Annotated in this window: 21 protein-coding genes, 1 tRNA gene and 1 pseudogene; 14 read left to right on the forward strand and 9 right to left on the reverse strand. The window is 63.6% G+C overall.

Annotation, left to right across the window (positions count from 1 at the left end):
- Positions 1–163: 163 nt before the first annotated feature.
- Positions 164–1,234, reverse strand: coding sequence for a multiple monosaccharide ABC transporter substrate-binding protein (gene chvE / locus V6767_RS19615; RefSeq protein WP_448470551.1), 1,071 nt, complete (start codon positions 1,232–1,234; stop codon positions 164–166).
- A 412-nt stretch (positions 1,235–1,646) separates the two neighbouring features.
- Here chvE and V6767_RS19620 point away from each other — a divergent pair.
- Positions 1,647–1,723: transfer RNA gene (locus V6767_RS19620), tRNA-Arg, on the forward strand.
- Between the two features lie 120 nt (positions 1,724–1,843).
- Here V6767_RS19620 and V6767_RS19625 read toward each other — a convergent pair.
- Together V6767_RS19625 and V6767_RS19630 are read right to left on the reverse strand one after the other, a co-directional pair.
- Positions 1,844–2,335: a hypothetical protein gene (locus V6767_RS19625; RefSeq protein ID WP_448475001.1), complete on the reverse strand. Its 492-nt coding sequence runs from the start codon at positions 2,333–2,335 to the stop codon at positions 1,844–1,846.
- Between the two features lie 232 nt (positions 2,336–2,567).
- Positions 2,568–3,452, reverse strand: coding sequence for a VHL beta domain-containing protein (locus tag V6767_RS19630; protein ID WP_448475002.1), 885 nt, complete (start codon positions 3,450–3,452; stop codon positions 2,568–2,570).
- A 67-nt stretch (positions 3,453–3,519) separates the two neighbouring features.
- On the opposite strand from V6767_RS19630, the gene V6767_RS19635 reads away from it, so the two are divergent.
- Positions 3,520–3,993: a VOC family protein gene (locus V6767_RS19635; RefSeq protein ID WP_448475003.1), complete on the forward strand. Its 474-nt coding sequence runs from the start codon at positions 3,520–3,522 to the stop codon at positions 3,991–3,993.
- Between the two features lie 39 nt (positions 3,994–4,032).
- Here V6767_RS19635 and V6767_RS19640 read toward each other — a convergent pair whose 3' ends face one another.
- Genes V6767_RS19640 through V6767_RS19655 form a run of 4 tightly spaced genes read right to left on the reverse strand, consistent with a single transcriptional unit; the run spans position 4,033 to position 8,360 of the window.
- The gene (locus tag V6767_RS19640) at positions 4,033–5,541 is read right to left on the reverse strand and encodes an AMP-binding protein (protein ID WP_448475004.1); all 1,509 of its coding nucleotides are present in this window, start codon (positions 5,539–5,541) and stop codon (positions 4,033–4,035) included.
- Positions 5,538–6,695, reverse strand: coding sequence for a thiolase domain-containing protein (locus V6767_RS19645; RefSeq protein ID WP_448475005.1), 1,158 nt, complete (start codon positions 6,693–6,695; stop codon positions 5,538–5,540). The genes V6767_RS19640 and V6767_RS19645 overlap by 4 nt, the downstream gene beginning before the upstream one ends.
- A gap of 1 nt (position 6,696) precedes the next feature.
- Entirely contained in the window at positions 6,697–7,665 is a 969-nt protein-coding gene (locus tag V6767_RS19650) for a fumarylacetoacetate hydrolase family protein (RefSeq protein WP_448475006.1), read from the reverse strand.
- Positions 7,666–7,691: 26 nt separating this feature from the next.
- A complete protein-coding gene (locus V6767_RS19655; protein ID WP_448475007.1) occupies positions 7,692–8,360 on the reverse strand; it encodes a TetR/AcrR family transcriptional regulator in 669 nt (222 codons plus the stop codon).
- Positions 8,361–8,473: 113 nt separating this feature from the next.
- Between V6767_RS19655 and V6767_RS19660 the strand changes: the two genes are divergently transcribed.
- Genes V6767_RS19660 through V6767_RS19680 form a run of 5 tightly spaced genes read left to right on the forward strand, consistent with a single transcriptional unit; the run spans position 8,474 to position 13,061 of the window.
- Complete coding sequence (locus tag V6767_RS19660; RefSeq protein ID WP_448475008.1) at positions 8,474–9,547, forward strand: C4-dicarboxylate TRAP transporter substrate-binding protein; 1,074 nt, start codon at positions 8,474–8,476, stop codon at positions 9,545–9,547.
- A gap of 57 nt (positions 9,548–9,604) precedes the next feature.
- Positions 9,605–10,126 (forward strand): TRAP transporter small permease subunit, encoded by a 522-nt coding sequence (locus V6767_RS19665; protein ID WP_448475009.1) that lies wholly within the window; start codon positions 9,605–9,607, stop codon positions 10,124–10,126.
- On the forward strand, positions 10,123–11,436 hold the full coding sequence (locus V6767_RS19670; RefSeq protein WP_448475010.1) for a TRAP transporter large permease: 1,314 nt from the start codon (positions 10,123–10,125) through the stop codon (positions 11,434–11,436). The genes V6767_RS19665 and V6767_RS19670 overlap by 4 nt, the downstream gene beginning before the upstream one ends.
- Positions 11,437–11,447: 11 nt before the next feature.
- Complete coding sequence (locus tag V6767_RS19675) at positions 11,448–12,455, forward strand: MBL fold metallo-hydrolase (RefSeq protein WP_448475011.1); 1,008 nt, start codon at positions 11,448–11,450, stop codon at positions 12,453–12,455.
- An 18-nt stretch (positions 12,456–12,473) separates the two neighbouring features.
- Entirely contained in the window at positions 12,474–13,061 is a 588-nt protein-coding gene (locus tag V6767_RS19680; protein WP_448475012.1) for a glutathione S-transferase family protein, read from the forward strand.
- Positions 13,062–13,176: 115 nt separating this feature from the next.
- On the opposite strand, the gene V6767_RS19685 is transcribed toward V6767_RS19680, so the two are convergent.
- A complete protein-coding gene (locus tag V6767_RS19685) occupies positions 13,177–14,376 on the reverse strand; it encodes a winged helix-turn-helix domain-containing protein (RefSeq protein ID WP_448475013.1) in 1,200 nt (399 codons plus the stop codon).
- A 150-nt stretch (positions 14,377–14,526) separates the two neighbouring features.
- On the opposite strand from V6767_RS19685, the gene V6767_RS19690 reads away from it, so the two are divergent.
- Genes V6767_RS19690 through V6767_RS19700 form a run of 3 tightly spaced genes read left to right on the forward strand, consistent with a single transcriptional unit; the run spans position 14,527 to position 16,393 of the window.
- The gene (locus tag V6767_RS19690) at positions 14,527–15,204 is read left to right on the forward strand and encodes an energy-coupling factor ABC transporter ATP-binding protein (protein ID WP_448475014.1); all 678 of its coding nucleotides are present in this window, start codon (positions 14,527–14,529) and stop codon (positions 15,202–15,204) included.
- Positions 15,204–15,824 (forward strand): energy-coupling factor transporter transmembrane component T family protein, encoded by a 621-nt coding sequence (locus tag V6767_RS19695; RefSeq protein ID WP_448475015.1) that lies wholly within the window; start codon positions 15,204–15,206, stop codon positions 15,822–15,824. Before V6767_RS19690 ends, V6767_RS19695 begins: the two co-directional genes overlap by 1 nt.
- Complete coding sequence (locus tag V6767_RS19700; protein ID WP_448475016.1) at positions 15,821–16,393, forward strand: biotin transporter BioY; 573 nt, start codon at positions 15,821–15,823, stop codon at positions 16,391–16,393. Before V6767_RS19695 ends, V6767_RS19700 begins: the two co-directional genes overlap by 4 nt.
- Before the next feature lie 29 nt (positions 16,394–16,422).
- Here the strand turns inward: V6767_RS19700 and V6767_RS19705 are convergent, their stop codons facing one another.
- Complete coding sequence (locus tag V6767_RS19705; protein WP_448475017.1) at positions 16,423–16,821, reverse strand: acyl-CoA thioesterase; 399 nt, start codon at positions 16,819–16,821, stop codon at positions 16,423–16,425.
- A 238-nt stretch (positions 16,822–17,059) separates the two neighbouring features.
- On the opposite strand from V6767_RS19705, the gene V6767_RS19710 reads away from it, so the two are divergent.
- The 4 genes and pseudogenes from V6767_RS19710 to V6767_RS19725 all read left to right on the forward strand — a co-directional run.
- Complete coding sequence (locus V6767_RS19710; RefSeq protein ID WP_448470589.1) at positions 17,060–17,314, forward strand: exodeoxyribonuclease VII small subunit; 255 nt, start codon at positions 17,060–17,062, stop codon at positions 17,312–17,314.
- Positions 17,315–17,348: 34 nt separating this feature from the next.
- Positions 17,349–18,278: a pirin family protein gene (locus V6767_RS19715; RefSeq protein WP_448475018.1), complete on the forward strand. Its 930-nt coding sequence runs from the start codon at positions 17,349–17,351 to the stop codon at positions 18,276–18,278.
- A 149-nt stretch (positions 18,279–18,427) separates the two neighbouring features.
- Complete coding sequence (dxs, locus tag V6767_RS19720; RefSeq protein ID WP_448475019.1) at positions 18,428–20,347, forward strand: 1-deoxy-D-xylulose-5-phosphate synthase; 1,920 nt, start codon at positions 18,428–18,430, stop codon at positions 20,345–20,347.
- A gap of 30 nt (positions 20,348–20,377) precedes the next feature.
- Positions 20,378–20,800, forward strand: a pseudogene (locus V6767_RS19725) (SAM-dependent methyltransferase); the annotation flags it as partial.

Here is a 20,800-nt window from a genome sequence, read left to right on the forward strand (position 1 = left end):
CGATATGGCCCATCTCATAAATGCGCCTCCGCCCTTGCGGAGGAACTTCGCCCCGGCCCCGGACAGACGCCGGGGAACATTGAGGCACGTAAGTCAAAACGGAACGAAGAAAAATCCTTCGCACCGGAAAGGGCGGGCGCCGCAACGCCCGCCCTTGTGGTGATTACTTGAGCTGGTCAAGGGTGTAGTAGCCGCTCTGGTCGACCAGGATTTCCTCCCAGTTGGAGGCGTCGATCGAGACCGGCGACAGCAGATAGGACGGGACCACCTTGACGCCATTGTCATAGGTCTCGGTGTCGTTGATTTCCGGCTCGCCGCCCTGAAGAAGGGCATCCACCATGCCGACGGTCACGCGGGCAAGCTCGCGGGTATCCTTGAACACCGTCGAATACTGCTCGTCGGCGATGATCGACTTGACCGAGGGGATTTCGGCATCCTGGCCGGTCACGATCGGCATCTGCTGGTCGCCGGTGCCATAGCCCACGCCCTTCAGCGAGGACAGGATGCCGATCGACAGCCCGTCATAGGGCGACAGCACGCCATGAACCTGCTTGTCGGTGTAGTTGGCGGACAGAAGGTTGTCCATGCGGGCCTGCGCCTCGGCGCCGTCCCAGCGCAGCGTGCCGACCTGGTTCATACCCATCTGGCCCGACGGGATCACGATATCGCCGGAATCGATCAGCGGCTGCAGCACCGACATCGCGCCGTCATAGAAGAAATAGGCGTTGTTGTCGTCCGGCGAACCGCCGAACAGCTCGACATTCCAGGGCTTGGTGTCGGGGAAACGCTGTTCCAGACCATCGACAAGGCTCTCGGCCTGCAGCACCCCAACCTGGAAATTGTCGAAGGTGGCGTAATAGTCGACATCCGGGCTCTCGCGGATCAGCCGGTCATAGGCGACCACCGGAATGCCCGAGGCGGCGGCATTTGCCAGCGCGTTGGAAAGCGTGGTGCCGTCGATCGAGGCAATCACCAGCGCGTCGACGCCCTTGGTGATCATGTTTTCGATCTGTGACAGCTGGTTGGGAATATTATCCTCTGCATATTGCAGGTCGGTGTCGTAGCCCGCCTCCTGGAACTGCTCGACCATGGACTGCCCGTCGGAAATCCAGCGCGCCGAGGATTTGGTCGGCATCGCGATCCCGATCGTGCCCTTGTCCTGCGCAAAGCTCGGCACGGCAAACGACGCAACCGTCACTGCCGCAACGGCAAATGCGGAAACTAACAATTTCATATCTCTCTCCCAATTCGCGAATATCTGTTCGCTCCGCGCCTCGGCCGGTGTGCCGGCGCTCAGGTCCTCCCCTTCGCAACCCGTGCGGTTGCAAAACGCAGATCGCGAGGGAAGGGTGTTATCAGAACGATGCCAGTGTCAAATTGAGATCAACGAAGCTGATATACCAATTCTGCTATATTTGCAGTCGGCACATTATCTAAGCCGTTGAATTTCCAGCCCGCCCGGCTGCGCAAAAACGAGACCGAAGCGGAGGCGCCTTATCCTTTGGTCTAACAGGCGCGTCACCCGGGCCTACCCTCTCCTGCACACCCTCGATCGGCATCGTTTTTGACATCGTGCGACTTTTGCGATTGATGCCGCCCGCAAGCTGGGTTAAACAATCCGCGCAGGCGGCCACCGCCTGCCCGAAGCGCCCGTAGCTCAGCTGGATAGAGTGTTGGATTCCGATTCCAAAGGTCACAGGTTCGAATCCTGTCGGGCGCGCCATTTTCTCTTTGTTTCAAATAGCCCGTCCCCGCCCTAATGTAGGTCCGGAATTCTGCCCCCGACGCGCCGGGAACCGCCTGTCCAGAGCGACGGGGCGATGCCGATCGATTGTGCGGTATTCTAAACGCCCATGGCGGACTTGGTTGCAAATGCCACGATAATCAGCGCAATGAGTATAAGGCCCAGAATGACTGGCATGGGAAGCCCTGTCCTGGGAGAGTTTGTGGCGTTTCCTGCGCCGCGAAGCACGATCGATGAGATCGTCAGCGCAGCCCCCAGGCCAGTGCCGATCCACTCCAGTGTCGACAGAAGCGTTGACATGGGATTGGGCGTCACGGGAAAAATCCGGCCCAGATCGAGCACATAGACGGCAATGAAGGCGAGACCGGCAAGCCCGGCCCAGCCGAAGCCTCTGCCGGTTTTCGCGACGATATAGGCAAGCACGAGGCTCCCCAGGCCGAGCACTGTCAGAAAGATATTGAACGCGCCCAGCACGATGGCTGGATACGCGCTGAAATCGCGCGTTTCAACAAAGCCTCCGGGCACCATAAGCGCCAGATTCAAGGCGGATGCAATCAAAAGCGCGGTGATGACGAAGCGGGAGGATGACATTCGATTTGTCCTTTTACGATGGCGCTACAGCGGGCGACGGCGCCGTCACGGCGGGCGTTACGCATTCGGCAACTGGCGGGTCTGAACTCCATGACCCCTGCGATCCGCGAGAGCCGTCTTCAGTCTGGACACGATTAGACCAGTGGTCTAATCGTGTCCAGACTATTTTCATGCGTCGGAAATGCGCGGCCAAAAGCGTCAGGTGAAAGAGACCGGGTTCCGAAGAAACGCCTCAAAAATCCTCGTATTTGAAGATCACGGTCTTTAGGCCGGGCGTGATCTCGGCATAGGCGCAGGCATCCTTGTCCAGTTCCGCGACCCATTGATGGCCGAGATAGGTTTCCATGTCGATCGACTGGCCGGGGGCGAGACGGGCGTAGGGCTGCCGTTTGCCGTCGAAATCGATCCAGTAGAGATCGAAGGGGAAATCGAGCGAGCGAGCGGCGGTGAACCGGATCTTGCGCTTGTCGCCCGTCGTTTCCGTGGCGATGCCGCCGAGACAGGCTTCGACCGAGGGCACATAGATTGTCTCGTCGTCCGCAGCGGTCGGCATCGCGCCGGTGGAAGGCAACGCGCCTTGACGGTCGACACATTCCCGGATCTTCAGCACGGCGGCGGCGGAGCCGGAAAGATTGAAGCGGAGCGGTTTTTCACCGTTGATCGCGACCGTCAGCGACGACGCCTGCATCAGAAAGCCGATCTCGTCCCGGGTGAGATGGGACACCGCGTGTCCACCCTCGAAGCCGAACTGCGAGTCGATATCGCGGTCGTCAAAGGAAATCAGCGCGCCGTCATAACGGTCCGCATCGCTGCGCCCCGTCGGCACGACCAGTTGCCAGTTATCCTGATAATTTTCGAGCACCAGCGGCCCGGCAGACTCGGTCTTCACCGCGCCGCAACCAAGAAAGCCCGACATCGAATGATCGATGGCATAGACCCGCCAGCCCTTGACCTCGCCATAGGGCACGATCGCGTGTTCCTCGCGATAATCCAGCCAGTTTGACCATGCTGCGCCGGCCTGAAAAACAATCGTCAGAATGAAGAGAATACGAAAAATACCGGCCTGCATGTCGCTGTCCCCCGCGCCACCGAATTTCGTCAACAGCAGTATTGCCATGGGACTTGCATTTCGGCAATCTCTCAATAGGATGATATCAACCTATTTAAACAAGGGAGGAAGAACATTGCACAAGAACACGATCTGCATTTGGTACGACAAGGACGCCGAGGCAGCCGCGCGGTTTTATGCTGAGGTGTTTCCCGACAGCGCGGTGACGCGGGTCAATCGCGCGCCGGGCGACTATCCCTCCGGCAAGAAGGGCGACGTGCTCACTGTCGAGTTCACCGTCTGCGGCATTCCCTGTCTCGGGCTCAATGGTGGATCGGCCTTCAGCCACAGCGAGGCCTTCTCGTTTCAGATATCGACCGAGGACCAGGCGGAGACCGATCGCTATTGGAACGCGATCGTGGGCAATGGCGGCGAGGAAAGCGCCTGCGGCTGGTGCAAGGACAGATGGGGCCTCTCCTGGCAGATCACGCCGCGCACGCTAATGGAGGCGCTGGCGGCAGGCGGCGATGAGGCGAAGCGGGCTTTCGAGGCGATGATGCAGATGCGCAAGATCGACGTCGCGGCAATCGATGCGGCCCGCAAGGGCTGAGAGGGGTCGCGCCGCCAGGAGACCAGGCAGCCCTGATCGTCAGCCCTGCCCGCTCTCCCGCAGCCGCAGCTCGGTTTTCAGAACCTTGCCATAGGCATTCTTCGGCAGCGCTTCGAGGAAACGATAGGCCTTCGGGCTCTTGAAGCGGGCGATCGAGGCGAGGCAGTGAGCATCGAGTTCCGCCTCGCCGCAGGCCGCGCCCGGCCCGGTCACCACGAAGGCCACGACGTCCTCGCCCCATTCGGCGGAGGGCCGGCCGATCACCGCAACCTCGTCCACCGCTGGGTGGGTCAGCAGCGCCTCCTCGACCTCGCGCGGATAGATATTGGTGCCGCCGGAGATGATCACGTCCTTGGAGCGGTCATGCATGGTGACGTAGCCATCGGCCGACAGCGCGCCGCGATCCCCGGTTCTGAGCCAGCCACCGACAAGGGCTTCCGCGCTTGCCTCCGGCGCGTTCCAGTAGCCGGGCATGACGAGCGCGCCCTGCACCACGATCTCGCCGATCTCGCCCGGCGCGGCGGGCGTGCCGTCATCGCGCAGGATTTGCACCGTTACCACCGATTGCGCCCGTCCGACCGATGTGATCCGCATCGGCCAATCGGGATGATCCCGGTCGGCGATCTCGGCGCGAGAGAGCGCGGTGATGCCCATCGGGCATTCGCCCTGGCCGTAGATCTGCACGAATTTCGGACCGAAATGATCGAGCGCCGCTTCGATATCGGCGCGATACATCGGCCCGCCGCCATAGACCACCGTGCGCAGTCCCTCGCCCCGGCTGCCGGATGCGCGGGCGGCGTGGGTCAGCCGGTGGACCATGGTCGGTGCCAGAAACGCGCTGACGGAGCCATGGGCGGCGGCGATTGCCAGAAACTCATCTTCATCATAGCCGCCAGAGGGCGGACAGATATGGCCCGCGCCGCGCAGCACGTGAACCAGCGCGTAGAGCCCCGCGCCGTGGCTCATCGGCGCGGCATAGAGTGCTGCGTCCCTGCGGGTCACGTCATCGACATCGGCGAGATAGCTGAGCGACATGTCGGCGAGCATGGCGTGGGTTATGATCACGCCCTTGGGCCTGCCGGTGGTGCCGGAGGTGTAGAACAGCCATGCCAGCTCGCCGGGCCCGCGCTCCTCCGTCGTCATCGGCTGCATCTGCGTTGCGCGGGCAAATATCTCGCCCGGCACGGTCAGCATCGCCGGAGCCTCGATCCCCGCAGCAAGGCTTTCCGAGACCAGCGCCAGCCGCGCGCCGGAATTTTCGATGATCCAGTTCGCCTCTTTCGGATGGAGCTTGGCGTTGACCGGCACCGCGGCCGCTCCCGCCTTCCAGATGCCGAACAACGCGATCAGATATTCCGGACAGCTCTTCATGAACAGCACGACCCGATCGCCCGGCGCGACGCCCGCTTCCTCAACGAGCCAGCGCGCGAAACCGCCGGCGCGCGCATTGAACGCGGCATAATCCGTCACCGTTTCGTTGCCGACGAGCAAGGCGGGCGCTTCCGGCCAGCGCTTCGCCGCGCGGTCAAGCCAGTGCGCGATATTCATGTCGCCGCCGCCTCCAGCACCGAGGCGTAATTGGCGACGCCGGAACCGCCCATGTTGAAAACCAGCGCGCGCTCCGCGCCGGCGCGCTGCATCTCGCCCGCCTCGCCCAGAACCTGCCTTGCGGCCATGACATGCATTGAAACGCCGGTGGCGCCGACCGGGTGGCCCTTGGCCTTCAGCCCGCCGGAGAGATTGACGGGGAGGATGCCGTCCCGCGCGACCCAGCCTTCCTCGATCGCCCGGTGGCCCTCGCCGGGCGCGGCAAGCCCCATCGCCTCATAGATCATCAGTTCGGCGATGGTGAAGCAGTCATGCACTTCCGCGACGTCGATATCGCGAATGTCGAGCCCGGCCGCCTCCATCGCCTGTCGGATCGCGCGGGCGGCACCCGTCAGTTCCGTCGCCGAGCGCCGCGACATCGGCAGGAAATCGCTGACCTGGGAGCGCGACCGGATGGCAACCGCCCTCGCAGCACCCCGCGCCGCCTCGTCGCGGGTGACCACGAGTGCGGCCGCGCCATCGGAAATCAGCGAACAATCGGTGACCTTCAGCGGATCGGCGATCATCGGATTGCGATTGGAAACCTGCCGGCAGAAATCGAAATCGAGCGGCTTGTGCATCTGCGCCAACGGGTTCGCCATGGCATTGGCGTGGTTCTTGACCGCGATCCGGGCCAGCGCATCGGTCCTGTCGCCATAGGCGGCGGCATAGGCCCGCGCGAAGCGGGCAAAGATTTCGGGGAAGGAGACGCCGGCCTCCTCCCTCTGGTCGGACGCGCCGGCAAGCCCGGCGGTCACTTCCGGCGTGGTCAGATGGGTCATCTTCTCCACACCGATCACCAGCGCCGCATCCACCCTGCCCGCCTCAACTGCGTCGATCGCGCCCCAGAGCGCCGCCGAGCCGGAGGCGCAGGCGTTTTCAAGCCGGGTCGCGGGCGTGAAACGCAGATCGGGATCGATATCGAGCGCCAGCGAGGAAGCGAAGGCGTCGCCGACCATGCCGGAATTGAAGTGCCCGAGCCAGATGCCGCCGATTTCCGAAGCGGGAACGCCGGAATGCTCCAGCGCCTCCCGCCCGGCGGCAACCACGAGTTCGGGCAGCGTTTCGGCTAGCCTTCCGAAGGGCGTATGGCCCCAACCGATGATGCGCGCCATGTCAGTCGACCTTGACCAGCCGGTTGCGCAGGATGCCGATGCCCTCGACCTCGAGCTCGACGACATCGCCGGGCGACAGGAAGCGCATATGCTCCAGCCCGCAGCCGTTTCCGACGGTGCCCGAGCCCATAAACTCGCCGGGGCGCAGCGTCTCGGAGGCCGAGACGTGCTCGATCACCTGTTCGAAGCTCCAGAACATCGTGCCGGTATTGCCTCGTCCCCACTCCTCGCCATTGACGCGGCAGATCATGGTCTTGTCATTGGGATTGCCGAACTCGTCCGCCGTCACCAGGCACGGGCCCATCGGGTTGGCGGTGTCGAAATCCTTGCCCTTGGCGGGGCCAAGCTGGCCGCCCATTTCGGCGGTCTGGGCATCGCGGGCGGTGAAATCGTTGAAGATCGTGTAGCCGAAGATATAGGGACGGGCATCGGCCGCCCTCACGTCCTTGGCGGTCTTGCCGATATAGATCCCGAACTCCAGCTCGAAATCCATGAATTTGGAATAGCGCGGCCAGATCACATCGGTTTCGTGGCCGACGACGGAGAAGCGGTTGGCCTTGTAGTAGATCGGCTGCTCGTAGAAGGTTTCCGGCACCGACAATATGCCCTTGCGGGCCATCTCCGCCTCGGCCTCTTCGGGGTTGTCGAACTGCCTGGCGCGCAACTTGCGGGCCTGCTGGAAGGCCTGCTTCAGATGGGTCTCGAAGCACAGGCAGTCGCGCATCTGGATCGGCGGTTCGATCGGCGCCATCAGTCGCACGGCGCTCCGTTCCAGCATATGGCCGTTCGCGGCAGAGGACTCCGCCTGCCGGGCGCGTTCGAGTGCCGCGTCACCGCCCTCGATCAGCCCCTGGATCGAGGCGATAGCCCCATCGGTGGCAGCAGCAAGATCGAGGATGCGATCGCCATCGCCGAGAAGCACACCGGGGCGGCCGACGCCATCGCCGCGATCATAAGTCACCAGTTTCATCGAATTTCCTCCCAAGAAAACATGAGTTAGCTATTGGCTGTCTGGCTCCGGTCACGGTGCTTCAGGCCGGCCGTAAGCATCGCCACGATATGGGTGGCCGCCGCAGAGGTGTCGGCCGAGTTCGCCGTGCCCCCGGAAAGCCGGGCGATGCGGCCATTGTCCATCATCACGATCATCATCGCGCCGAGCATGGTCTGGTAGGCCCAGTTCACCTCGGCCTTGGTCCAGTCCGGAAAACATTCCGCAAGCGCGTCGAGCATCATCTCGGCCACCGGATCGAAGGTCTCGCGGAAAATCCCCCGCCCCTCCGAGCTCGGATCGGAAAGCTCGCGCGCCAGAATGCGGCCGAAGGCGCCGTCATTGGCGTCGTCGCGCAGGCCGAACATCGGCACGATCAGCGCCTTGACCACAAGCTCCACACGCCTGTCCCAATCCGGTTCCGAACGGGCGAGCTGAAGCCCGACCACGCGCTGGCCGCGGATTGCCGGCGAGCGGGTTTCGAATATGGCGCGGTAAAGCCCTTCCTTGGAGCCGAAATGATAGTTGATCAGCGCCACCGGCACATCGGCGCGGGCGGCGATCTTGCGCACCGTCGTCGCGTCATATCCGTAATTGCCGAACACGGCCTCGCCCGCCGAAAGAATCTTCTCCTTCGACGTCGCGCCTTGTTTTTCTTGCGTTTTTGGCTCTTCCACTATGCTTTCCCGACTTGAGTTGAACAAACAATAAAAAAGCTTGAACAGTTGTTCAAGTGCCATTATCCTTTTTTTTGGAGGCACCGGCAACGGTGGCAATCAGGGAGGATTTCATGAACCGAATTATCACCACACTTGCGCTTACAAGCGGCGTCGCGCTTGCCGCTCTCTCGCCGGCGATGGCGCAGGAGACGCTGCGTCTCACCATCGCATCCGGCCATCCGGAGGTGTTTCTCTGGGTCAAGCACATGCACGAGACCTTCATTCCCACGGTCAATGCCGCGCTTGCCGAAAAAGGCGATGTGCAAGTTGAATGGACCGAGGCCTATGGCGGCACGCTGATGAAGCTCGGCTCCGAGGCGGAAGCGCTTGAAACCGGCATTGCCGATGTCGCGATGGCATCCGGCGTGTTCGATCCCGCCGGCATGGGCATCCTCAACATCACCTACGCCATGCCCTTCGGCCCGATCGACCCGGAAATGGTCACATCGGCGGTTGAGGACGCGCTTTACAGCACCGAGGGCCTGATCGACCAGCTCACGGAGGAAACCGGCGTCGTCTATATCGGTGGCGGCGTGGCGATCGACGGCTACAACATCGCCGCCAAGCGCCCGATCAAGACCCGCGCGGACATGGACGGCATGCGCATCGGCGGCGCCGGGCCGAACCTTGCCTGGCTGAATTCCACCGGCGCGGTCGGCGTTCAGGGCAGCTATGTCACCTTTTACAACGACATCTCGACCGGCGTTTACGACGGCAATATCGGCTGGATGACGGCCAATGTGCCGGCCCGCATCTACGAGGTCGCGCCCTACTGGAACCGCACTGATTTCGGCGCGATGTATATCGGCGGCCTCGGCGTTGCCAAACGGCTCTGGGACGAGTTCTCCGACGACACCAAGGACGCCTTCCGCAAGGGCGCGGAAGCCTATTCCAAAGCCTTCTTCGAGGAGCAGGCGGCAAAATACGCGGCGAATGAAAAGACCATGATCGAGGGCGGCGGCGAGGAGATCAAGATGGAGCCCGCCGAACGCCAGGCCTGGATCGACGGCATGGACAACCCCGTGACGGCATGGCGCGATGCAGCGCTCGCCCGCGGCGAACCGGTGGACGAGATGCTGGAAATCTACCGCGATACGCTTGCCGAAGACGGCTTCACCTTCCCGCGCGACTATCTCGCCGAATAATCCCGCGCGGCCCGGCCTTCATTGCCGGGCTGTCCGAAGACCAATCTGGAGAAAATCATGGCAAATGCACGCGGCCGGCCGGGCCTGCTGCTTGGCCCCGTTGTCGCCGGGCTCAATGCCCTTGGCTCGGTCTGGATCCTCGGCCTTATGCTGCTGATCTGCGCCGACATCATCATGCGCGGCGTCTTCAACGCGCCGATCGCCGGCGTTGCGGAAATGGTGGCCTTTTCCATCGTCGGCATCGTGTTCCTGCAGCTCGCCCACACGCTGCGCAGCGGCTCGCTGACCCGGTCCGATCTGCTGCTGATCGTCGCCGAGCGCCACAGCCCACGGCTGAAAGGCTTTCTGCTGGCGCTCTACAATCTCGCCGGCGCTGCCATTCTGGCGATCGCTCTCTGGCACTTCCTGCCGTCGTTTCTCAGTGCCTGGGACAGGCCGGAACGGCATTTCATGGGCAATCCAGGATTCTTCCAGATACCGACATGGCCGCTTTACGGGCTGATGAGCATCGGCATGGCGGCGACCATCCTGCAGTTCCTGGCGAACTCGCTCGCAGCGCTTCGGGGAGAAGACGTATGAGCGGCGTGGAAATCGCGCTCGGCTCGGTCGCCTTGATGCTGGTGCTGATCTATGCCGGGCTGCATGTCGCGATCGCGCTGATCCTCGTCAGCTTCATCGGCGTGTGGGTGCTGAAGGACAATTTCGATCTTGCCGCCAACATGCTGGTCGTCGCCTTCAAGGATTCGATCACCGACCAGTTGTTCGGCGTGGTGCCGCTGTTCGTGCTGATGGGGTTGGTGGTCTCGATCTCCGGCATGGGGCGCGACACGTTCGACGTCGCGCAGCAGGCGTTCCGGCGCATTCGCGGCGGGCTCGGGGTCGCGACCGTCGCTGCCAACGCCGTGTTCGCGGCGATCACCGGCATCTCGATCGCATCCGCTGCCGTCTTCACCAAGGTCGCGGTGCCGGAGATGCGCGCCCGGGGCTACACGCCGGAATTCTCGGTCGGCGTGGTGGCCGGCTCCTCGGTGCTCGGCATGCTGATCCCGCCATCGCTGCTGTTCATACTCTACGGCATTCTGACGGAGCAATCTGTCGGCTCGCTGTTCATCGCCGGCGTGCTGCCCGGCCTGCTCCTGGCGGTCACCTACAGCATCGGCATCGTCGCCATGGCGCATCTGAAGCCGGGCTTCGTCGGCGGTCAGGCGGCGCAGGAATTCGACGCCCCGCATATGGGCTGGGGCGAGATCGCCGCCAAGCTTTTGCCGATCGCAGCTCTTGTGGCGCTGGTCCTTGGCGGCATCTATGGCGGTCTGTTCACGCCGACGGAAGCCGGTGGCGCGGGCGCTGCCGGCGCGCTTATCATCGCGATCGTCAAGCGCCGTCTGTCCTGGCGTGATTTCTGGCAGGTTCTGGTCCAAACCGGCCATACCACCGCCTCGATCTGTTTCCTGATCATCGGCGCCAGCCTCTATTCGCGCATGCTCGCCTTCACGGGCATGCCGGGCTGGCTCGGCCGCACGGTGCTGGAAGCCGGGTTTTCGACCGAGGGCGTGGTGCTCGCCATGGTGGTCGTCATGGTGCTGCTCGGCACCATTCTAGACAGTTCCTCGATCATGCTTCTGGTGCTGCCGATCGCGGTTCCGATCCTCAACGGGCTCGGCGTCGACCTGATCTGGCTCGGCGTGATCGCGATCCTCGCCGTCGAGATCGGCCTTCTGACGCCGCCCTTCGGCATCGCCGTCTACGTCATCAAATCAACGCTCGGCCCGGAAAGCGACATCACGCTCGGGCAGATCTTCCGCGGCGCGGCCCCCTTCGCGCTGATGATGCTGTTCGTGCTCGCGCTCGTATTCGCCTTCCCGGCCATCGCCACCGCATTACTTTAGGGAGAAGACCTATGACCAAATGGAAATACACCAAGGGACTGCACGATCTCGGCAATGGCTGCTGGGGCTATCTGGTGCCGGACGGTTCATGGGGCTGGTCCAATGCCGGGCTGATCGCCGATGGCGAAGCAACCCTGCTCGTCGACACGCTGTTCGACCTGAAATGCACCGGCGACATGCTGGCCGAGATGCGCAACGCCGTGCCGGCGTCGGAAAAGATCGGCGTCCTGGTCAACACCCATGCCGATGGCGACCACACCTTCGGCAACCAGCTCGTCAAGGGTGCCCGCATCATCGGCACCGAGGGAACGGTCAGCGATTTCAACCGCTTCGATCCCAAGGTGCTGCTCGCGGTGCAAAACGACCCGACGCAGTTCGGCCGCGCTGGCGAATTCATGGCCGAATGCTTCCGCCCGTTCGACTTTTCCGGCATCGAACTGACGCCGCCAACCGAGACCTTCAAGGATCGCATGACCATCAAGGTCGGCAACAAGACCGTGGAGCTGATCGAGGTCGGCCCGTCGCATTCGCTCGGCGACGCGCTGATCTATGTGCCGGAGGACAAGGTGCTTTACACCGGCGACATCCTGTTTTCCGCCGGCACGCCGATCGCCTGGTACGGGCCGATCGCCCGCTGGATCAATGTCTGCAACATGGTGCTGGAAATGGATGTCGAGATCATCGTCGCCGGCCACGGTCCGCTTTCCACCAAGGACGACGTGCGCAAGATGCGCGACTACCTGCTCGACATCACCGAGAAGGCCCGCCCGTTCTACGAGCAGGGCGTCGACTATCTCGATGCGGCCTACAAGATCGATCTCGGCGAATATCGCGACTGGAACGATGCCGAACGCGTTGTCGTGACGCTGCGAACGCTCTATGACGATTTCGACAATGCGCCGGTCCGGCCCACCCGCGTGCCCATTCCCTTCTTCGAGGAGATGAAGGATATGCGCGAAAGCCTTGGCAAGCCGCCGGTGCATCACGAATATTGCAGCCATGATCATCACGATCACTGAGCCTTTCGGGAGATATCCATGAAGCTGTTCCACGCGCCCGGCGCCTGTTCCGAGGGTATTCGGCTGCTGCTCGACAGGATCGGCCAACCCTACGAGATCCACGAGATCAATGTGCGGACGGGCGAGCAGCGCCAGCCCGACTATCTGGCGATCAACCCAAAGGGCAAGGTTCCCGCGCTCCTGCGCGACGACGGCAGGCTGCTGACGGAGTTTCCAGCGATTGCCTTCTGGCTCGCGCGAAAATATCCCGCGGCCGAACTGCTGCCGCAAGACACCGATGGCGAGGCAAGGGCGCTGGAACTGCTCGATTTCATCGTCTCCTCGCTTCACATGCGCGGCACCGCGCTGGTGATGCGGCCATCGGCCTTCGCTACCTCCGCCGAGGCGCAGGAAGAGATCAAGGCGACGGGCCGGCAAATGGTCGAGAAAGGGCTGGCGCAGCTCGAACGGGAACTCGGCGACCAGACCTTTCTGATGGGCGAGCGCTTCACCCTGCCGGACGCGGCCGCCTATTACCTGCTCGGCTGGCAACCTCGCTATCAGGTGCCGCTCGGAGAACGGCTGGAGGCTTATTACGCACGGCTTTCCAGGCTCTCTCCGGCCTGAGCATCAAAAGGCGCGGAGCGCTCATTTAAAGGCTGGAGCGCAAGAGACCGGCGTGGTCAATATGATCCTGCCGACAGGAATCCCTCAGTCGCCTCGGCTTGGGGCCTCCCGGTGATTATATAGCCTCGCCCCGCCAGCCCGGCAGGTACGCGACCGCGTCCACACCGGTGAAACGGGCGAGGCGCGCAAGCTCGGCGTCGAGTTTTTCAAAGCGCCCGGCGGATGGCCGCACACCCGGCTCCAGCCACAGCCTGCGGACATCGAGCGAGCTCCGCTTGCGGTCGGCCTTCATGTCGATCCGTCCGATCAGGCGGTCGCCCTCGATCAGGGGAAAGACGTAATAGCCATATTGCCGCTTCGGCTCCGGCACGAAGACCTCGATGCGATAGAAAAAGCCGAACAGCCGCTCCGCCCGCGCCCGGTCGCGCAGCAACGGATCGAACGGGCTCAGGACGCGCACCCGTGAGGGCGGCTCCGGCACATCGAAAATGGTCGGCATCTCGTCGGCAAGCGCCACCGCCGCGCGTGGCCTGCCGCCGTCGACGGTTTCGACCCGCACCTCGAGAAGCCGATCCGCATTGGCATCCACCCAGGCCTTCGCCTCCTGCGGCGTGACGACCGCGAAAAAGGCGGCGATCTCGCCGGAGGTCGCGAAGCCGAGACGGGTGAGCGCGGCGCGGCAGGCCCAATCGACAAATTCCGTGTGATCGACTTCGGCAAGACGATAGTGATCCGGGATCACTCGTTCGGCCAGATCATAGGCCTTCTGGAAATTATGCCTGTGGCAGATCGCGAAATGGCCGGTGCGCCAGTGATATTCCAGCGCGGTCTTGGCGGGATGCCAGTTCCACCAGCCGCCGGAAACGTGATCCTCCTGCTTCAGCGCGCGCGCAAAGATCGGACCGTTCGCCCGCACCTGTTCATAGGTGTGCTCGAACGCGGCGGCAAAGTCGTCCCCGTGCCATTTGCGCCAGCGCTCCTGCAGCCGCTCTTCCTCGCGGCGGAAGCGGTGCTTCCAATAGGGATAGAACCGCATCGGAATAATGGAGGCGTCATGGGTCCAGTGCTCGAACAGCGCCCTGTCCCGCTCCAGAAGCGCCGTCAGATGCTCGCGGCGAAAGGTCTGGTTGCGCGAAAACAGGATCAGGTCATGGGCGCGCTCGACCGTGCGGATCGAATCCACCTGCACGAAGCCGATCGCCTCGATCAGGTCAAGAAGCCCGGCCTTGTCCATCGCCCTGCCGGGCGGCGCGGACAGGCCCTGACGGGCGAGAAAGATGCGCCGGGCATCGGCGTTGGAGATCGTGATGGTCATGGCGCGAGCCTAATGCGATTCGGACAAAATAAGAACATCCGATCCGCGCCGCCCTGACACGGCGTCCCGGCAACCTGTGCAGCAACGGGAACGGCCCTTCCGGAACCGGACTTTCATGCCTATAAGAGGGAAATTTGTCCGGGGGCGAGATTGCAGATCGAATTCATTGAGGCCGGAGTCACGCATGAAGGCCGGGTGGCGCTTCATCCGCTGACGCTGTCGCTGACCGGCCGCAGGATCGGCGTGATCGGCCTCAACGGCTCCGGAAAGACCACCTTCGCGCGGCTGATCAACGGTCTGACCAAGCCCACGACCGGTGCCGTCGCGGTCAATGGCCGTGATACGGTTGCCGAAACGCAAGCGGTGATGGCGGATGCGGGCTTCGTGTTCCAGTCGCCGCAAAACCAGATCATCCTGCCGATCCTTCAGGACGATATCGAACTGGGACTGAAGGCGCGCGGCGTTGCCAAGGCTGAAGTGCCCGAACGCGCGCAGGAGGCACTCGCCCGGCTCGGCATCGCCCACCTCGCCAGACGCCGCGCCCATGAGCTTTCCGGCGGGGAACTGCAGCTTGCGGCCCTTGCCGCCGTGCTCGCCACCCGGCCCTCGCTGGTGATCCTCGACGAGCCAACCAACCAGCTCGACCTCAGGAACCGCCGCCGCGTCGCCGAGACGATCGCGGCGCTTGACGAGGATGTCATCATCATCTCCCACGACCTGGCCATCCTGCGCGATTTCGAGCGGGTGCTGCTGTTTCATGAGGGCCGACTTGCGGGAGACGGCGCGCCGGAAGACGTGATCGCGCAATATGAGGCGATGAACCGCTGATGCAATCGCTCTATGTCGAAGCCGACAGCATTCTCCACCGCATCTCGCCGGGCGTGAAGCTCGGCGGGCTGGTCGCCTTTTCGCTCGCCGTCTTTCTCACCGCAAACCTGTGGGGGCTCGCCGGTTTCGCCGCCGCAGCCGCATTCGTCTATTTCACCCTGCCGATCCGGCTGCGCCCGGCGCTGGCCCGGCTGGTGCCGATGGCGCTCGCCGTTCTGCTTGTCGGCGGTTTCAGCCTGATCTTCAACCCTTGGGAACAGGCGTTGGCCTCGGTTCTCCGGCTCTCCGCGCTGATGCTGGCCGCCGCCGCCATCACCGCCAGCACGCCCGTGCCGGACTTTATCGACACGATCACGCGCGCCGCTCGGCCGCTGGAGAAGACGGGGCTGGTGCGCGCGGCCGATATCGGGCTTGCGGTCGGGCTTGTCATCCGCTTCGTGCCGGATATTCTCTCCCGCTACGGCGCGATCCGCGATGCCCACAGGGCCCGGGGCATACGGTTTCGCCCGCGGGGCGCGATCGTCCCGCTGATCATCTTGACCCTGCGCGATGCCGACAGTATCGCCGATGCCATCGATGCCCGCGGCATTCGCGGCGAAGACAGAAGGAACGTCAAATGAACTCGCGTGATCTGGTTCTCGTGTCGCTTTTCGCGGCCATCATCGTGGCGCTCGGCCTGCTGCCGGCCATTCCGCTTGCCTTCATTCCCGTGCCGATCACCGCGCAGACCCTCGGCGTCATGCTCGCCGGTCTGATCCTTGGCCGCAGGCGCGGCGCGGCCGCCGTTCTGCTGGTGTTCGTGCTGGTCGCGATCGGGCTTCCGGTGCTTGCCGGCGGGCGCGGCGGCCTCGGCAGCTTCGCCGCGCCGACGGCCGGCTTCCTGATCGGCTGGCTGCCGGCGGCCTATGTCGCGGGCGCGCTTGCCGAATATGCGGCGGAGACCGAGAATGCGCTGCGGCAGACCTTCGGCTTCTTCGTCGCGGCCTTCGCGGGCGGCATCGTGGTCGTCTATTTCTTCGGCATCGCCTGGCTCGCCTATGGCATCGGCATGAGCATCTCCCCGGCAGTCGCAGGCTCGATGGGTTTCATCCCGGGCGATATCATCAAGGCGGTGCTGGCGGCGCTCGCCGCGCGCGCGGTGATGGTCGGCTATCCGCTGCTGCCCAAAAGCCTCTCCAGCGAGGCCTGATCGCGGGGCCGGCATCAGCCGTTAACGCTTCAGTCCAGAAACGAAAACAGCCAGTCCCGCGTCGCTTCCGGAAGGGGCGCGGGTTCTCCGCTGACGCGGTTGACGGCTGTCCACAGCAGTTCAACCTCGGCGGCGATGTGATTGCCGGATTGCACCGCGACATTGAAGCCGATCGACTTGCCGCCGATCTTGGCAGCGCGCACCACCAGATCCGCCGTCTCGCCGTTCTTCAGCCCGCGATAAAAGGTGCAGCCGACCTTGCGCACGACATAGGCGGGCTCGTTCTCCACCTCCGGACGGTACTGCCAGAACCGCGCAAGGGCTTCCTCTGCATGCTCGATATAGGCGGCGGTGTGCATGCGCCCATGCATGTCGATATCGCGATAGGGAACACGAAGTTCCGTTCTTTCAGGATGAAGTTCATCCATCGGCCACACCTTCCCGGCGCTAAGCAACGCCGTTACGCACGTTTTCACCGGCTATTCGCAAGAATGCAGCCGCGCTGCAATGCGGAAAAGCTCAGCACTCTATAGAACCTTTCCAAGTCAAACGCCATGATATGGTTATCTGATGGTTAGCGGAGACGACCATGCTTGACTTGCAATCGCGCCGGGGCGCATTACCTTGCCGAAACGAAATGCGCGCGAAAACTCGAGAGGCCAGACCATGACGGAAGCAACGAAACCGACCGATGTGAGCGGCCTCAGCTTCGAGCGCGCGGTCGAGGAACTCGAATCGATCGTGGCTCGGCTGGAGCGCGGCGACGTCGCTCTGGAAGAATCGATCAAGATCTATGAGCGCGGCGAGGCCCTTAAGAAGCACTGCGAAAAGCTGCTGAGCGCGGCGGAAGCCAGGGTCGAGAAAATCCGTCTCGATCGCGACGGCAGACCGGCAGGAACGGAACCGCTGGACCCACAATAACGATCGGCGCGAACCGGCGCCCGGAGTATCGGACATGTCGTTTTTTCCCGGCAAGGACCCCGAATTCGGCGATGCCGAAAGCTGCAATGACGTTGCCCAGCTGATCATCCCGCGCACCAGCGATATCGGCGGCTTTGAGGTGCGCCGGGCGCTTCCGACGATCAAGCGCCGGCTCGTCGGCCCGTTCATCTTCTTCGACCGCATGGGCCCGGCCCGTTTCGGCGGCCATGGCGAGGCGCTCGACGTCAAGCCGCATCCCCATATCGGGCTTTCCACCGTCACCTATCTCACCTCCGGCGAGATCGGCCATCGCGACACGCTGGGCAACCACACCGTCATCCGCCCGGGCGACGTCAACCTGATGACGGCGGGGCGCGGCATCGTCCATTCCGAGCGCACGCCCGACGACCTGCGCCTGCGCCCGCACGCGCTGTCCGGCGTCCAGACCTGGCTGGCCCTGCCGGAGCGGGACGAGGAGATCGACCCGACATTCGGCCATACCGAGAAGAACGCACTTCCAACCATTTCGGAGACCGGCGTCAGCGGTCGCCTCGTGCTCGGCCATTTTTGTGGCATGAAGGCCGATGTGAAGACCTTCACCGACACGCTGCTCGCCGATATCGCGCTGCGCCCCGGCGCGCGGCTTTCGTTTCCAGCAGAGCACGAGGAACGGGCGATCTACATTCTGGAAGGCCGGTTGGGCGTTGCCGGCGATACCTTCGATGCCGAGCAATTGCTGGTGCTTGCCCCCAATGACCCGATCACGATCGAGGGAGCGGGGGAACACGGATGCCGTCTCATGCTTTTTGGTGGGGAGGCGCTGGAAAAGCCGCGCCACATCTGGTGGAATTTCGTGTCTTCCTCGAAGGAACGGATAGAACAGGCGAAGGAAGATTGGCGGCAGGGCCGGTTCGGACTGGTGCCGGGAGACGAGAAGGAATTTGTTCCTTTGCCCGAACGCTGAAATTCGCTAGAAACGATTTAGGACGCGCTAAAGCCGTTGCCGGTTTGCCGGTCACTGGCGCGCGAAAACAAGGACAGGAAGCATTTCCGGCTTGCGCCGCAGGTGCTTCAGGCAGGAACAACGTCTTTCAGGGCGTATGAGGCTCCACAGTGACGCTACCGTCAAAAACCTCCATTCTCGACCGGATCAAGCTGCCCGCAGACCTTCGTGACGTTCACGACCGCGACCTGCCGCAGCTTGCCGAAGAAGTGCGCGCGGAGATGATCTCCTCGGTGTCGCGCACCGGCGGTCACCTTGGCGCAGGCCTCGGCGTGGTCGAGCTGACGATCGCGATCCACAAGGTGTTCAATACGCCGGACGACCGGCTGATCTTCGACGTCGGCCACCAGTGCTACCCCCACAAGATCCTGACGGGACGGCGTGAGCGGATGGGGACGCTGCGCCAGGAAAACGGCATTTCCGGCTTCACCCGCCGCGCCGAAAGCGAATACGACCCCTTCGGCGCCGGCCACTCCTCCACCTCGATTTCCGCCGGACTCGGCATGGCGGTCGCCTCCAAGCTGCAGGACCATCCCCGCAATGTGATCTCCGTGATCGGCGACGGCGCGATGTCCGCCGGCATGGCCTATGAGGCGCTCAACAATGCCGGCGCGCTTGGCGCGCGCCAGATCGTGATCCTCAACGACAACGATATGTCGATTGCAAGGCCGACCGGGGCGATGAGCGCATATTTAGCGCGGCTCGCCTCCGGCAAGACCTATCTCGAGGTCCGCGATTTCGGCAAGCGGCTGACCTCCTATCTCGGCAAGTCGATCGAAAGCGCAATCTCGCGCGCCGTTGGCCATGCCCGCGGTTATGTCACCGGCGGCACCATGTTCGAGGAGCTTGGCTTCTACCATATCGGCCCGATCGACGGTCATTCCTTCGATCATCTCCTGCCGGTGCTGCGCAACGCCCGCGACAATGCCCGCGGCCCGGTGCTGATCCATGTCGTGACCCAGAAGGGCAAGGGCTATGCGCCCGCCGAAGCCGCCGCCGACAAGTGTCACGCCGTCAGCCGTTTCGATGTCGTCACCGGCCATCAGGCGAAATCCAAGCCCAACGCGCCGAGCTACACCTCCGTGTTCGCCAAGGCGCTGATCGAGGAAGCGCGCAACGACAAGGACGTGGTGGCGATCACCGCCGCCATGCCGTCCGGCACCGGTCTCGACAAGTTCGAGGAAATCTATCCGAGCCGGATTTTCGATGTCGGCATCGCCGAGCAGCACGCGGTGACCTTTGCGGCCGGTCTTGCGAGCGAAGGCATCAAGCCGTTCTGCGCGCTTTATTCCACCTTCCTGCAGCGCGGCTACGACCAGGTGGTCCACGATGTCGCGATCCAGGGCCTGCCCGTGCGCTTTCCGATCGATCGCGCCGGTTTCGTTGGCGCTGACGGGCCGACCCATGCGGGCTCCTTCGACACGACATACCTTGCCACCCTGCCCGGCTTCGTGGTGATGGCCGCCGGTGACGAGGCCGAGCTTATGCACATGGTGCGCACCGCCGCAGCCTACGATGAAGGCCCGATCTCGTTCCGCTATCCGCGCGGCGAAGGCACCGGCGTGGTCTTGCCGGAGCGCGGCGAGATTCTCGAAATCGGCAAGGGGCGCATCATTTCCGAGGGCTCCAAGGTGGCGCTGCTGTCCTTCGGCACGAGGTTGGGAGAATGTCGCGAGGCAGCGACGGTTCTGAACGCCGCTGGCCTTTCGACCACCGTTGCCGATGCCCGTTTCGCCAAGCCGCTCGATCACGACCTGATCCGCCAGCTCGCCGCCCATCACGAGGTGCTGGTGACGATCGAGGAAGGCGCGGTCGGCGGTTTCGGGGCCCATGTGGTCCAGTTCCTGGCCAATGAGGGCCTGCTCGACCATGGGCTACGCGTGCGCCAGATGGTGCTGCCGGATATCTGGATGGAACAGGCCAAGCCCGAGGACATGTATGCCAAGGCCGGGCTTGACCGCGACGGGATCGTGCAAACCGTGTTCCGCGCGCTTGGCCGCCACGGCGTTTCGACCGGCACGGTCGGCTGACCGCTTGCGCCTGCTACAAAAACCGTCCATGGAGCGGCCATGACCACTCCCTCCATGCGCCTCGACCAGTTGCTGGTCGCGCTCAACCGTTTCGAGACCCGCTCGCGCGCCCGCGACGCAATTGCGCGCGGGGCGGTGTCCGTCAACGGCAAGAGGGCGACGAAGCCCGGCGCAACGGTCAGCCCGGACGCCGAGATCGCGATTGACGATCCGGCCGAACGCTATGTCTCCCGCGCCGCGCTGAAGCTTGCGGCGGCGCTCGATCATTTCGCGCTGTCGCCCGAGGGCGCGCATGCGCTCGATATCGGCGCTTCGACCGGCGGTTTCACCCAGGTGCTGCTGGAACGAGGGGCACGTCACGTCACGGCAATCGATGTTGGCCACGGCCAGATGGCGGAGGGGGGGGGGGGGGGGGGGGGGGGGGGGGGGGGGGGGGGGGGGGGGGGGGGGGGG

The sequence above is a fragment of the Martelella sp. FLE1502 genome (assembly GCF_053484255.1).

Coding starts and splice junctions, on each gene's coding strand:
- chvE (WP_448470551.1), bottom strand. CDS start 1,234: ATGAAATTGTTAGTTTCCGCATTTGCCGTTGCGGCAGTGACGGTTGCG.
- V6767_RS19625 (WP_448475001.1), bottom strand. CDS start 2,335: ATGTCATCCTCCCGCTTCGTCATCACCGCGCTTTTGATTGCATCCGCC.
- V6767_RS19630 (WP_448475002.1), bottom strand. CDS start 3,452: ATGGCAATACTGCTGTTGACGAAATTCGGTGGCGCGGGGGACAGCGAC.
- V6767_RS19640 (WP_448475004.1), bottom strand. CDS start 5,541: ATGAATATCGCGCACTGGCTTGACCGCGCGGCGAAGCGCTGGCCGGAA.
- V6767_RS19645 (WP_448475005.1), bottom strand. CDS start 6,695: ATGGCGCGCATCATCGGTTGGGGCCATACGCCCTTCGGAAGGCTAGCC.
- V6767_RS19650 (WP_448475006.1), bottom strand. CDS start 7,665: ATGAAACTGGTGACTTATGATCGCGGCGATGGCGTCGGCCGCCCCGGT.
- V6767_RS19660 (WP_448475008.1), top strand. CDS start 8,474: ATGAACCGAATTATCACCACACTTGCGCTTACAAGCGGCGTCGCGCTT.
- V6767_RS19665 (WP_448475009.1), top strand. CDS start 9,605: ATGGCAAATGCACGCGGCCGGCCGGGCCTGCTGCTTGGCCCCGTTGTC.
- V6767_RS19670 (WP_448475010.1), top strand. CDS start 10,123: ATGAGCGGCGTGGAAATCGCGCTCGGCTCGGTCGCCTTGATGCTGGTG.
- V6767_RS19675 (WP_448475011.1), top strand. CDS start 11,448: ATGACCAAATGGAAATACACCAAGGGACTGCACGATCTCGGCAATGGC.
- V6767_RS19680 (WP_448475012.1), top strand. CDS start 12,474: ATGAAGCTGTTCCACGCGCCCGGCGCCTGTTCCGAGGGTATTCGGCTG.
- V6767_RS19685 (WP_448475013.1), bottom strand. CDS start 14,376: ATGACCATCACGATCTCCAACGCCGATGCCCGGCGCATCTTTCTCGCC.
- V6767_RS19695 (WP_448475015.1), top strand. CDS start 15,204: ATGCAATCGCTCTATGTCGAAGCCGACAGCATTCTCCACCGCATCTCG.
- V6767_RS19700 (WP_448475016.1), top strand. CDS start 15,821: ATGAACTCGCGTGATCTGGTTCTCGTGTCGCTTTTCGCGGCCATCATC.
- V6767_RS19705 (WP_448475017.1), bottom strand. CDS start 16,821: ATGGATGAACTTCATCCTGAAAGAACGGAACTTCGTGTTCCCTATCGC.
- V6767_RS19710 (WP_448470589.1), top strand. CDS start 17,060: ATGACGGAAGCAACGAAACCGACCGATGTGAGCGGCCTCAGCTTCGAG.
- V6767_RS19715 (WP_448475018.1), top strand. CDS start 17,349: ATGTCGTTTTTTCCCGGCAAGGACCCCGAATTCGGCGATGCCGAAAGC.